Origin of the sequence: Flavobacterium aciduliphilum (assembly GCF_003268855.1) — a bacterium.
GTDB classification, from domain to species: Bacteria; Bacteroidota; Bacteroidia; order Flavobacteriales; family Flavobacteriaceae; genus Flavobacterium; species Flavobacterium aciduliphilum.
On record NZ_QLSZ01000006.1, the window covers coordinates 150239 to 162253 of the forward strand.

At 33.8% G+C, this 12015-nt stretch carries 12 protein-coding genes; 7 read left to right on the plus strand and 5 right to left on the minus strand.

Going from position 1 to position 12015, the window contains the following annotated elements; genetic code table 11:
* Positions 1-27: 27 nt before the first annotated feature.
* The 5 genes from bamA to CLV55_RS08120 all read right to left on the minus strand — a co-directional run bounded on the left by bamA (position 28) and on the right by CLV55_RS08120 (position 5907).
* The gene (gene bamA / locus CLV55_RS08100) at positions 28-2793 is read right to left on the minus strand and encodes an outer membrane protein assembly factor BamA (RefSeq protein WP_112113249.1); all 2766 of its coding nucleotides are present in this window, start codon (positions 2791-2793) and stop codon (positions 28-30) included.
* Positions 2720-3466: an isoprenyl transferase gene (locus CLV55_RS08105; protein WP_112113250.1), complete on the minus strand. Its 747-nt coding sequence runs from the start codon at positions 3464-3466 to the stop codon at positions 2720-2722. Before CLV55_RS08105 ends, bamA begins: the two co-directional genes overlap by 74 nt.
* Before the next feature lie 4 nt (positions 3467-3470).
* On the minus strand, positions 3471-4151 hold the full coding sequence (porG, locus tag CLV55_RS08110; protein ID WP_112113251.1) for a type IX secretion system protein PorG: 681 nt from the start codon (positions 4149-4151) through the stop codon (positions 3471-3473).
* Between the two features lie 162 nt (positions 4152-4313).
* A complete protein-coding gene (locus CLV55_RS08115) occupies positions 4314-5198 on the minus strand; it encodes an NAD kinase (protein ID WP_112113252.1) in 885 nt (294 codons plus the stop codon).
* A 49-nt stretch (positions 5199-5247) separates the two neighbouring features.
* Positions 5248-5907 carry a CBS domain-containing protein gene (locus CLV55_RS08120; RefSeq protein WP_112113253.1) on the minus strand — a complete coding sequence of 220 codons (660 nt, stop codon included), beginning with the start codon at positions 5905-5907 and terminating at the stop codon, positions 5248-5250.
* A gap of 113 nt (positions 5908-6020) precedes the next feature.
* On the opposite strand from CLV55_RS08120, the gene CLV55_RS08125 reads away from it, so the two are divergent.
* From CLV55_RS08125 to CLV55_RS08155, 7 genes are all read left to right on the plus strand, one after another.
* Positions 6021-6734, plus strand: coding sequence for a pyridoxine 5'-phosphate synthase (locus CLV55_RS08125; RefSeq protein WP_112113254.1), 714 nt, complete (start codon positions 6021-6023; stop codon positions 6732-6734).
* A 1-nt stretch (position 6735) separates the two neighbouring features.
* Positions 6736-7497: an alpha/beta fold hydrolase gene (locus tag CLV55_RS08130; RefSeq protein WP_112113255.1), complete on the plus strand. Its 762-nt coding sequence runs from the start codon at positions 6736-6738 to the stop codon at positions 7495-7497.
* Positions 7498-7514: 17 nt separating this feature from the next.
* Entirely contained in the window at positions 7515-7859 is a 345-nt protein-coding gene (locus tag CLV55_RS08135; protein WP_112113256.1) for a phage holin family protein, read from the plus strand.
* Positions 7860-7948: 89 nt separating this feature from the next.
* Positions 7949-9277, plus strand: coding sequence for a trigger factor (gene tig, locus CLV55_RS08140; RefSeq protein WP_112113257.1), 1329 nt, complete (start codon positions 7949-7951; stop codon positions 9275-9277).
* Between the two features lie 166 nt (positions 9278-9443).
* On the plus strand, positions 9444-10130 hold the full coding sequence (clpP, locus tag CLV55_RS08145; RefSeq protein ID WP_112113258.1) for an ATP-dependent Clp endopeptidase proteolytic subunit ClpP: 687 nt from the start codon (positions 9444-9446) through the stop codon (positions 10128-10130).
* Between the two features lie 71 nt (positions 10131-10201).
* Positions 10202-11434: an ATP-dependent Clp protease ATP-binding subunit ClpX gene (gene clpX / locus CLV55_RS08150; RefSeq protein ID WP_112113259.1), complete on the plus strand. Its 1233-nt coding sequence runs from the start codon at positions 10202-10204 to the stop codon at positions 11432-11434.
* A gap of 105 nt (positions 11435-11539) precedes the next feature.
* Entirely contained in the window at positions 11540-11932 is a 393-nt protein-coding gene (locus tag CLV55_RS08155) for a glyoxalase (RefSeq protein ID WP_112113260.1), read from the plus strand.
* Positions 11933-12015 lie beyond the last annotated feature (83 nt).

The following is a 12015-nucleotide window of genomic DNA, read 5'->3' on the forward strand; positions in this document are numbered from 1 at the left end:
TTATATTTGAAATGTTAAGCAAATATACTAAAATTGTTGTCCAATAATAAAATGAGTTTGCCATCCACTTTTAACGGAGGAACCTGGAACAGGATCAAAGCCATGTGCAAAATCAATTCCAAGTAATCCAAAAGCAGGCATAAAGATTCTCAAACCAAACCCAGCGGATCGTTGTATAACAAACGGATTATATACCTGAAAATTGTCATAAGACGCTCCTGCTTCTAAAAATGACAATCCATAGATTGACGCACTCGCTTTTAATGTGATGGGATATCTCATTTCTAAAGAGAATTTATTGTAAATCGTTCCTCCATAGGCTGACGATAACGATTGGTTTGGGTATCCTCTTAATTGGATTACTTCACGACCATCTAAGGCATAGCTGGCTAAACCGTCACCTCCAACGAAGAATCGTTCAAATGGAACTACGCCACGAGATGAATTGTAGGCGCCAAGATACCCAAATTCGCCCAAAGTTCTTAATACTAATGCTTTTTGATCAGATCCAAAAAGTTTGCTGAACCATTCAAATTTCACTTTCACTTTATAATATTCCAACCAGTTGAATCTTTTTTGGTCGATTTTACCAATGTTTGAATCTGCTTTAGAGGCGTCATCATACACGGAGTAGTATCCGGTATAAGAAACGCCATTTACTACATATGTACCATATTTTAAATATTCTCCTGGTTGTGCGATATGCCCATCTGGATTAGCAATTGTATTGTAATTTGACCCATCATATAAAATTTTATATTCAGGTAAATCTTTCAAACTACCATAATCAATCCCATTGAATAACGAATACGGAATGGTAAATTTGGCTGAAATACTAAAATCGGAGCCGCGAGTTGGATAAATAGGATTTACTCCTTTGCTATTTCGATTGATCCCTAAATTAAAAGCGAAGTTTTTAGCTGTTCCATTTCCAAACGTAAACAGCCCAGTGTTGTAATTGTGCAAGTCATAGTGCTGGAAACTTAAACCTGTAGACAATACAAAATAATCATCGGGAACGGTAAGTCTTTTGGCTATACCAACAGACAATGATGTGATGTTAAAACTTTTACTCTTGTCAATACTGCTATAGGAACCCGAATATAAATATTGTTTACTTTGTGAAATAGAGGTTGAGAAACTAATAGGTTTTTTGCCGCCAAACCAAGGTTCAGAAAAAGATAAACTATACGTTCGGTAAAAAGTACTTGCTTGTAAACGCAAGGATACTTTTTGTCCATCTCCCATAGGAAGTGGGTGATAGGCTTCTTTTTTGAAAATATTGTGGACGGAAAAGTTGTTAAACGACAAGCCTAAGGTTCCAATAAATCCACCGCCTCCATAACCTCCTTGAAGCTCTACTTGACTCGATCCTTTTTCGACCAAATTGTATTCAATATCAACCGTTCCTGCTGTTGGGTCAACATTTTTAAATTTGGGATCAATAGCTTCAGGGTCGAAGAAACCCAATTGTCCTATTTCACGAATGGTTCGTACCAAGTCTTCTTTACTATATTTTTCTCCCGGTTTTGTGCGTAATTCACGATAAATTACTTTGTCGTTTGTTTTGTCGTTTCCTACTACGGAAATTTTGTTAAAATACGCAACAGGACCTTCCGTAACTCGAATTTCAAAATCAATCGTGTCATTTACTGTTTTTACTTCAACGGGATTAATAGTGGAAAATAAGTATCCATTATTTTGGTATAGATTAGTAATGTCCTCTCCATCTGGTTTTGTTTTGTCTGCAATTCGTTTTTCTAATAAAACCCCATTATAAGCATCCCCTTTTTTTATTCCCAATAAACCACTAAGCGTTTGGTCTGAATAAATAGAATTTCCTAAAAACTTAATATTTCCAAAGTAATATTTATGCCCTTCTTCAACTTTTATATTGATGGCTAGTTTGTTTTTCTTTTTGTCTAACCAAATCGAATCTGAAACTATACGTGCGTCTCGATATCCTTTTTCTTTGTATTTGTCTGTTATTTTTTCTAAATCCTCTTCATATTTTTTCTTGATAAATTTAGAAGCTTTAAAAATACGAATAGGATTGATTTGTTTGGTGTTTTTCATAGCACTTCGAAGTTTTTTATCCGTAAACATTTCATTGCCTTCGAAAGTGATTTTTTTGATTTTAATTTTGTCCCCTTTGTCAATAGTTACCACCATATTAACAGAATTTCCAGTCGTGTCTGCAGGAATTGTTCTGATGTTCGTTTTGGTGTTGAAAAAGCCATCTTTTTTATACTTGTTTTCTAGATAATTCTTGGTCGTAGTGAGCAAGTTCTCATTAACAATTTTCCCTTTTGTTAGTGAGTTTTCTTTGATTAAATCATCTACTTTATTTTTTTTGACCCCAACAAATTTCACCTCGTTTAGTTTTGGTAACTCTACAATATCCAGATCCAAGTAAATACTATCGCCTTTGACTTCATTTACATAAAAGTCTATATCGCTAAAGAGCCCGAGTTTCCCCAGTTTTTTTATAGCACTTGTAATTTCTTCTCCAGGAACTGTGATTTTTTGTCCTTTTTCTAATCCAGCAAAAGTCACAATAGTTTGTTGATTGTAACTGGTTTTTCCTTTAACCGTAACATTTCCTAAAATGAATTTTTTTCCTTGATCAAACGGTAATCTATCTTGTCCAATGGCTTGAAAGGTTATTCCTAAAAAAAATAAGGTTGCCAATAAAAAGTAATGTTTTTGTATCACGTTTTTATTGGTTTTTAATTTGTTCGCTTGTTTTTCCAAATCTTCGTTCTCTTTTTTGATAGCTAATGATGGCTTCATATAAATGTTCTTCTGTAAAATCGGGCCACAAAACATCAGTGAAAAATAATTCTGCATAGGCAATTTGCCAGAGTAAGAAATTACTAATTCTATGTTCGCCGCTTGTTCGTATTAACAAATCTACATCGGGTAAATCATGTGTGTAAAGATGCTGATTTATAATTGATTCATCAATAGTATCTATCGAAATTATATTATTTTTAACTTTATCGCTTATGTTTTTAACAACATTTAGTAATTCTTCTCTTGAACCATAGCTCAGGGCTAAGGTTAATGTCATTTTGTGGTTCTCTTTTGTTAAAGAAATCACATGGTCTAATTCTTTTCGGGTGCTGTTGGGTAATTTTGAAAGCGTTCCAATGGCGTTCAACCGAATGTTGTTGTCAAGGAAAGTTTGAGTTTCTTTTTTTAAAGAACTTACAAGGAGTTTCATAAGCGCTTCTACTTCAAATTTTGGACGATTCCAATTTTCAGTAGAAAAGGCATATAGGGTTAAATTTTCTACCCCCAATTTGGTACAAGCTTCAACAATTTTTTTTACTGTTTTGGTTCCGTTTTCATGACCAAAAGTGCGTAAAAACCCTTTTTGTTTGGCCCATCGACCATTGCCATCCATAATAATGGCAACATGTTTGGGGATCGTGTCTTTATTTATATGTTCTTTTAAACTCATTGTCTTAATCTGCACAATAGCAAGGTTTTTCTCCAAAAGTATAGGTTAGGGTAAACCCACTAAACACATACCAATCATTGCTATTTAAATTTCCAAATTTCAAAGAATCGTAGGGCGATTTACTCGGAGCACTACCATCTATATTGTCAGTCATTGTGTATCTAGCGCCTACTTCAAATCCAATAATCCATTCTTTAGTTATGTTTGCTTTTATTCCCACAATCATAGGAATTGCAAGAGTACTCCGTGTTCCGTTTGATTTGGTAATTCCATTAGCAACATACAAATCATCGTAATTCAAATAGGACAATCCTGAGAAAATGTAGGGCGTGACTTTGGCACCAAATTCATGCAAATTGAAATCAAAATAATTAAATTCAAGTCCAGCCGACAATTCTTTTATGTTATTTGAAAAATGATATCCTCTATTTTGACGTCCTGGTACATTTGAATCCAAATCGTTTGCTGCAATTTTAGATTGAATATAGGATACCCGCCAAGAATGTCTTGGGCTTTTATTCCATTTGTACAAAACACCAAAAGCGGCCGCATTAGGATTTACATAATTCGTCTTTCCCACATCACCAATGTAATTACTGCCTCCTAAAAAAGCGCCAATTTCGTGAATTTGAGCGTTTAATGTAGTAAAAGACCCCAACAAAACTATAAAAAATATTCTTCTCATTAATTGAAAAATAGCGTGCAAATATAATAATTATCACCACTAATAAAACATGATATTCGTAATTATACTAAATTAATAGGTACGAAAGGATGCTTTCTAGTAAAAAAGCCTAAAAAAGGACAATTACTAAACGGGAAAAAGTAAATTGTAGTATAAAAAAGATTAATTTCTTTTGTCTTCCCCCCAAAGTAATTTGTTGCGAAGGGTTTTTAAAAAAGGTTCTTCTTTAATTTCAATCATTTTGATACTAAATGAGGCCTTTTTTATAGTTAGGATCGCATTATTGTTGAGGGTAGCAATTCGAGAATCAAGAGAGACCAAATATTGTTCCTCACGACCAGAAACTTTTAAGGTGATTTCAGTGTCGTCTGGAATTACTAAAGGACGTGCGTTTAAATTATGTGGTGCAATAGGTGTGATGACTAAACCTTTTACTTCTGGTGTTAAAACAGGGCCACCACAACTAAGAGAATAACCTGTTGAGCCTGTTGGAGTAGAAATGATTAAACCATCTGCCCAATAAGAGTTTAGGTGTTCATTATTCAGCGCTGTATCAATAGTTATCATAGAAGTAGTATCTTTTCTACTTACGGTTATTTCATTCATCGCAAAATTTAATTCATGCAACTCTTGATTTTCTTGTGTACAATCTAATTCTAAAAGGGTTCTCTCAGAGATAGTGTATTTCTTCTCAATGACAAATTGCAAAAATTGCTCGATGTTATCCTTTTGAACTTTAGCCAAAAAACCAAGTCTACCCGCATTAATACCTAGAATCGGAATCCCAGAATCTTTCACATAGGTCGCAGCTCTTAATATAGTTCCATCGCCACCAATGCTGATAAGTAAATCAAAGGTTTTGTCTAAACAAGTGTGAGTGTTAAATGTATTGTATTTATTTTTTAAAATTTCTTCCTTATACAAGATTTCTAGAAATTGTTCTTCTATGACTAATTCAACGAAATTCGAGTTAAAAAACAAAAAGATGTCTTTAATAATGGGTCTCGTATCATTTTGATAATATTGTCCGAATATGGCAATTTTCATAAAAAAATTTTCTGTAAAGATACTTTAATAAATGGTATGGTTATAAAAATTACAGACTTAAATATTTGTTTAAATAATCGGAACGTTCTTTCAAATTATTAATATAATTATCTTCTTGATGTTCCGAAAGGATATCATAATTGTATCGCCTAAAGGTTTGAATAATATCATTTAATGAGCCTAAAGTGACTTTAATTGTGATTTCAACACATTCGTTGTCTACCTTTGAAATAAAAAAACCAAGAACTTTTCCGTTATTGCTTTCAATGATTTGCGCTATCTGACTCATGGAATAATCCAATACGTTTTTTCGTACAATAATAATACTTCCCTGTTCTTTTAAAAATGGGGTTTCATAGAACAATTTTATCACATCTTCTAATTCGTAATATCCAATATAGGAATTGTTTTCATCTAAAACGGGAACTATATTACTTTGATTATTGGCATAAACCTCGAGGACATCCATCAAAAGCATGTTTTTTCGAACAAAAAAGCCTTCTAATGTGTAAAGGTAATCTTTGATTTTTTTTTCGGCTTCAAACGTTTCAATATCTTCAGCCACGAGGCACCCTTTATAAATTCCTTCTTCAATTACTGGAAAATGAGAATAGGGAACTTCGGCAAAAAAATTCTGTATATGTGCAATAGATTCTTGAACATCTATAGCTTTATAATCATTTGAAAGGGAATCAACGATTTCTGTCATGATCTAAATTCAATAATTTGTGCAAAATAATCAAATTTTGGAACATAAAACCTTATTTTAACTTTGTATTTTTGTGATCAGAATTTCAAAAACGAAATTATTTCAAAAACGACATGACAAAATTAAGCGTTAATATCAATAAAATTGCAACACTGAGAAATGCTCGGGGAGGAAATGTGCCCAATGTATTACAAGTGGCAAAAGACATTCAAAAGTTTGGAGCACATGGTGTTACAATTCATCCTCGTCCCGATGAACGGCATATTCGATACCAAGATGCCCGTGATTTAAAAGCCGTTGTGTATACAGAATACAATATTGAAGGCAATCCACAACATAATTTTATCGATTTGGTTTTGGAATGTCAACCCAAACAAGTAACCTTGGTTCCCGATGCTATTGGGGCTATAACGTCTTCTGCTGGTTGGGATACAATTAAAAACCAGTCTTACTTGACCGATGTTATTCAAGAATTTAAAAGGAACGGAATTCGAACCTCCATTTTTGTTGACCCTATTTTGCAAATGGTAGAAGGGGCTAAAAAGACTGGGACGGACAGAATTGAATTGTACACTGAAGAATTTGCCCATCAATTCGAAATAGGAAATCGGAAAGGAATCGAACCTTATACTCAAGCCGCTATTCTAGCGCAAGAGTTGGATTTAGGAATTAATGCGGGGCACGATTTAAGTTTGGATAACATTAAATTTTTTAAAGAAAATATTCCCGGATTATTAGAAGTTTCCATTGGGCATGCTCTAATTTCCGAAGCGCTTTATTTGGGGTTAGATAATGTGGTCAATATGTATTTACAAAAATTAAAGTAAAATGCTCTATTCAAGAATTGAAGGTGTAGGAAAACCATTGTTGATTATTCACGGATTTTTAGGGATGTCAGACAATTGGAAGTCACTAGGTTCGCAATATGCTGCCGAAGGTTTTCAAGTACATTTGTTAGATCTAAGAAATCACGGAAAGAGTTTTCATTCAAACGATTTTAGTTATGATGTCATGGTTCAAGATGTTTTAGACTATTGTCAGGCACATCAGTCGCAACAAGTGTCTATCATAGGACATTCTATGGGAGGAAAAGTGGCTATGCTTTTTGCTACTACTTATCCAGATTATGTCGAAAAATTAGTCGTTGCCGATATCGGGCCTAAATATTATGCCCCTCATCATCAAGATATTTTAGCGGGTTTAAATGCTGTCGATTTTAACTCTCAGCCGAGTCGTAATGAGGTAGAAGAAACCTTGTATCCGTACATTCCCGATTTTGGAACCCGACAATTTTTAATGAAGAATCTTTATTGGAAAACCCCTGGGCAATTGGCTTTTCGATTTAATTTGGATGTGTTTAACGAAAAAACAGAAACTATTGGAACCGCTTTGCCTAGAGGAGCTCATTTTAATAAACCAACCTTGTTTATTCGTGGCGGGAACTCTAAATATATTTTAGAGACGGACGTGCCAGAAATAAAAGAACATTTTCCTAATGTTCAATTAGCAACGATTCCTAACGTTGGACATTGGCTTCATGCAGAAAATCCAAAACAATTCTTCTATGAAACGGCAAGGTTTTTGAGATAAACTTAAAAAAATTAAAAATGAAAATACTAACTCGAATATTTATCACGTCTTTATTAGTTACGGCTATTTCCTATTTGATGAAAGGGGTCATTATAGATGAATTTTATACAGCGGTAAAAGTAGCAATAGTGCTGGGATTGCTCAATTTTTTTGTAAAACCTATCCTTGTTTTGTTTACTATGCCTATCACTTTTTTTACGTTAGGTTTCTTTCTATTGGTTATAAATGCTATCATGATTTTACTTTGTGCACATTTTGTTGACGGATTTCGAGTCCAATCCTTATGGACTGCAATGCTGTTTAGTGTAATATTATCTCTTTCACAATCATTAGTTTATAAGCTCACAGACAAAGGAAAATAATAGTTTAAAAATCAGTAAAATAAAATTGGTTGGGTTGTAGAAATGTTATAATTTTGCAACCCAATTTTAGTATGTAAAAAATATAAAAAATGAATATTACAAGAAATAATGTAGACGCATTAAATGCTGTGGTTACAGTAGAGGTTTCAAAAAATGATTATGCTTCAAAAGTTGAAAAAGTTTTAGCAGATTATAGAAAAAACGCCAACATTCCTGGTTTTAGAAAAGGGACTGTTCCAATGAGTTTAATCCAAAAACAATACGGAAAAGCAGTATTGTTGGAAGAAGTAAATAAATTATTACAAGAAAGTCTAAACAACTATTTGGTTGAAGAAAAACTAGATATACTTGGAAACCCACTGCCCAAAGTTACGGATGATTTCAACTGGGATGCGGACGATTACAAATTTGAATTCGAATTGGGATTAGCGCCTGAATTTACTGTAGATTTGGCAGCTAAAAACAATCTAACACACTATAAAATCATTGCCGACGAAACCATGTTGAATGCTCAAGTAGCTCGTATTCAAAAGCAATATGGAAAAGTTATTTCTAAAGATAAAGTTGAAGAAGGTAACGATGTTTCTGGGGTATTTTCAAATGAAGAGAAAGGCATCAATAATAGAACAACATTAGATATGGAGTTGTTTGCTGATGCGAAAACAGCGAAGAAATTCATCGGTAAAAAAGTAGGGGATGTAGTTACTTTAAAAACAAAAGGTCTATTCAATGACGATCATAAATTAATGGATGTTTTAGCTATCGGGCATGATGATGTACATGGGTTGGATATTGAAGTTAATTTTACTATAGATGAAGTGGTGGGATACGAACCAGCAACGCTAGACCAAGAATTATTTGATAAATTGTTTGGTTCGAAAGTAGTAACTTCTATAGATGAATTGAAAGCAAAAATTAAAGAAGATGCTGAACAACAATTTGAACAACAATCGAATCAAAAATTCTTGAATGATGTTTCAGAGTATTTGATTGAAGCTACAAAATTTGATTTGCCTGCTGAATTCTTGAAAAAATGGATTCAAACGGCTGGAGAAAATCCTCTAACTGAGGAACAAGCTGCAGAAGAGTATACACGTTCTGAAAAAGGATTACGTTATCAATTAATCGAAAGTAAAGTAATTACGTCTAATGGATTGCAATTAACCTTTGAAGATTTAAAAGAGTATACTTCAAACTTAATTAAAAAACAAATGGCTCAGTTTGGACAAATGAATCCAACAGATGAAGATGTTCAAGGAATTGTTGCCCGTGTGATGTCAAATCAAGAAGAGGTAAAAAGACTTTCTGAACAACTAATGAGTGAGAAAATTTTAAACTTATTCAAAGAAAAAGTGAAAACTAAAACTAAAGAAGTAAATTATGAAAATTTCATCAAAGTAATGTATGGTGAAGCATAATTAAAAAAGTAGTATATTTGAGCGTCAAAGTCACCAGATTTTGGCGCTTTTTTATTAAGACATATTGACATAAATAAAATAAAAGGTACGACCTTTGTGATATGGAAAAATAGTTTAAGTTTGATACGTCAACTTTAAACCTATAAACTTTTAAACTAAAATTTAAATGAACTACGGAAAAGACACGAGAGCTTCGCTCGAAATGGCAAAGCAATTTAAAAAATTCGCTACCAAGAAACACGGAGTGAATAGCATGTACTACGACAAGATTGTAGCGAGCATGACACCTTATATTATTGAAGAACGTCAATTGAATATTTCTCAATTAGATGTGTTTTCGCGTTTAATGATGGATAGAATCATTTTTTTAGGAACAGGTGTAGATGACCATGTAGCCAATATCATTCAAGCGCAATTGTTGTTTTTAGAATCGGTAGATGCTTCTAAAGACATTCAAATCTATATCAACTCTCCTGGAGGAAGTGTTTATGCAGGTTTAGGGATTTACGATACCATGCAATACATCAAACCTGATGTAGCCACAATTTGTACAGGAATGGCAGCATCTATGGGAGCCGTTTTACTTTGTGCGGGTGCTGCAGGAAAACGTTCAGCATTGCCTCATTCAAGAGTAATGATTCACCAACCATCAGGTGGCGCTCAAGGTGTAGCAACGGATATGGAAATCAACTTGAAAGAAATGTTGAAATTAAAAGATGAATTGTATCAAATCATTTCAAATCATTCAGGACAATCTTTTGAGAAAGTATTTAAAGATTCAGAACGCGATTATTGGATGATTGCTGACGAAGCTAAAGAATACGGAATGATTGATGAAGTGTTAAGAAGATAAATTTAAAGTAATTAGTGATTAGTAAATAGTGAAGAGCTAATTACTAATCACTTTTCACTAATCACTAAAAAATGGCAAAAGAAAAATTAGAATGCTCGTTCTGCGGAAGAAAAAAATCAGAGACGAATCTCCTTATAGCGGGGATAGAAGCACATATATGTGATCGATGTATCGAACAGGCTCATGGAATTATCTTGGAAGAACTGAAATCGAATGCGGGAGCGAAGAAAGTGGCCGATTTAGTCTTGCGTAAGCCAAAAGAAATCAGGGCATTCCTAGACGAATATGTAATTGGCCAAGATCAAACCAAAAAAGTAATGTCGGTTGCCGTCTATAATCACTATAAAAGATTGATGCAACAGCAACACCACGAAGAAGTTGAAATTGAAAAATCAAACATCATTATGGTAGGGCAAACCGGAACGGGAAAAACATTAGTAGCCAAAACAATCGCACGAATGTTGGATGTTCCCTTGGCTATTGTCGATGCAACAGTATTGACGGAAGCGGGTTATGTGGGCGAAGATGTTGAAAGCATTTTAACACGTTTGCTTCAAACGGCTGATTACGATGTGGCTAAAGCTGAACGTGGAATCGTTTTCATTGATGAGATTGATAAAATTGCTCGTAAAAGCGATAATCCATCCATAACTCGTGATGTTTCAGGAGAAGGTGTACAACAAGCTTTGCTAAAATTATTAGAAGGAACGGTTGTAAACGTACCACCAAAAGGAGGAAGAAAACACCCAGACCAAAAATTTGTTGAGGTAAATACGCAAAATATTTTATTCATTGCAGGTGGCGCTTTTGATGGTATTGAGCGCATCATTTCAAAACGGTTGAACAGAACCGCAGTTGGCTATTCAACGTCCAAAAACACAGACAATATCGATAAAGACAATTTGTTGCAATACGTCATCCCAAAAGATATTAAAGATTTTGGTTTGATTCCTGAAATTATTGGTCGTTTACCTGTTTTAACCCACATGGATCCCTTGGATAGAGAAACCTTACGTTCTATTTTAACCGAACCAAAAAATGCGTTAATCAAACAATACGAAAAATTATTTGCTATGGACGATGTTGCATTTACTGTAACTAATGAAGCGTTAGATTATATTGTAGACAAAGCATTAGAATACAAATTGGGTGCTCGTGGATTGCGTTCGTTGTGCGAAGCGATCTTAACCGATGCGATGTATGAATTGCCAAGTTCTGATGAAAAAGTATTGGAAATCGACAAAGAATATGCTGAGCATACGCTAAATAAAAATCTTTTAAAGCGTTTGGAATTGGCTTCTTAAACAATTTCAAGCTCATGATATGGCAAAAAAAAGCTCAAAAATCTACATTTTTGAGCTTTTTTTGTATGCAATTTAACTACTTTTGATTGTAAAGATAAAAAGACTATGCAAAATAGAGATGCAACAATTATAGAGCTAAGAGGCGGCTCTCTAGGAACGTTAAATCCTGAGGTATCGATGGAGGAGGCTTTTCAGAACAACACTCTTCGTCCCATACTTAAATTACAAAATAACTTGCTCTTACAGGTGTTTACCCATCATGTAAAACAACAAAAAAGCACTTTTTTTGGACTAAATTCCAATAAAAAAGAAGAGTATATCGAACAAATGTTGCTTCGAGACCAACCGCTTCGCAATACGATAAAAGGACTTATCATTGGCATGTTTACCCTAAATGAATATCAAGAATATGCTATTCATGCTTCGGTTCTAAATAAAAGAATGATGGGTTTGGTTACCGAACGACTCAAAAGCCAGATGCAACTTCTTGAGGAGTAATGTCCTTTTTACATGTAAAGACTAATATGATGTTAGCTTTTTATGATGATACAATTTTATACTAATCATTACTTCAATAGATG

What these genes read in the sequence shown, in the direction of transcription:
- bamA (WP_112113249.1), bottom strand. Translation starts at nt 2,793, where the DNA reads ATGAAGCCATCATTAGCTATCAAAAAAGAGAACGAAGATTTGGAAAAA.
- CLV55_RS08105 (WP_112113250.1), bottom strand. Translation starts at nt 3,466, where the DNA reads ATGAGTTTAAAAGAACATATAAATAAAGACACGATCCCCAAACATGTT.
- porG (WP_112113251.1), bottom strand. Translation starts at nt 4,151, where the DNA reads ATGAGAAGAATATTTTTTATAGTTTTGTTGGGGTCTTTTACTACATTA.
- CLV55_RS08115 (WP_112113252.1), bottom strand. Translation starts at nt 5,198, where the DNA reads ATGAAAATTGCCATATTCGGACAATATTATCAAAATGATACGAGACCC.
- CLV55_RS08120 (WP_112113253.1), bottom strand. Translation starts at nt 5,907, where the DNA reads ATGACAGAAATCGTTGATTCCCTTTCAAATGATTATAAAGCTATAGAT.
- CLV55_RS08125 (WP_112113254.1), top strand. Translation starts at nt 6,021, where the DNA reads ATGACAAAATTAAGCGTTAATATCAATAAAATTGCAACACTGAGAAAT.
- CLV55_RS08130 (WP_112113255.1), top strand. Translation starts at nt 6,736, where the DNA reads ATGCTCTATTCAAGAATTGAAGGTGTAGGAAAACCATTGTTGATTATT.
- CLV55_RS08135 (WP_112113256.1), top strand. Translation starts at nt 7,515, where the DNA reads ATGAAAATACTAACTCGAATATTTATCACGTCTTTATTAGTTACGGCT.
- tig (WP_112113257.1), top strand. Translation starts at nt 7,949, where the DNA reads ATGAATATTACAAGAAATAATGTAGACGCATTAAATGCTGTGGTTACA.
- clpP (WP_112113258.1), top strand. Translation starts at nt 9,444, where the DNA reads ATGAACTACGGAAAAGACACGAGAGCTTCGCTCGAAATGGCAAAGCAA.
- clpX (WP_112113259.1), top strand. Translation starts at nt 10,202, where the DNA reads ATGGCAAAAGAAAAATTAGAATGCTCGTTCTGCGGAAGAAAAAAATCA.
- CLV55_RS08155 (WP_112113260.1), top strand. Translation starts at nt 11,540, where the DNA reads ATGCAAAATAGAGATGCAACAATTATAGAGCTAAGAGGCGGCTCTCTA.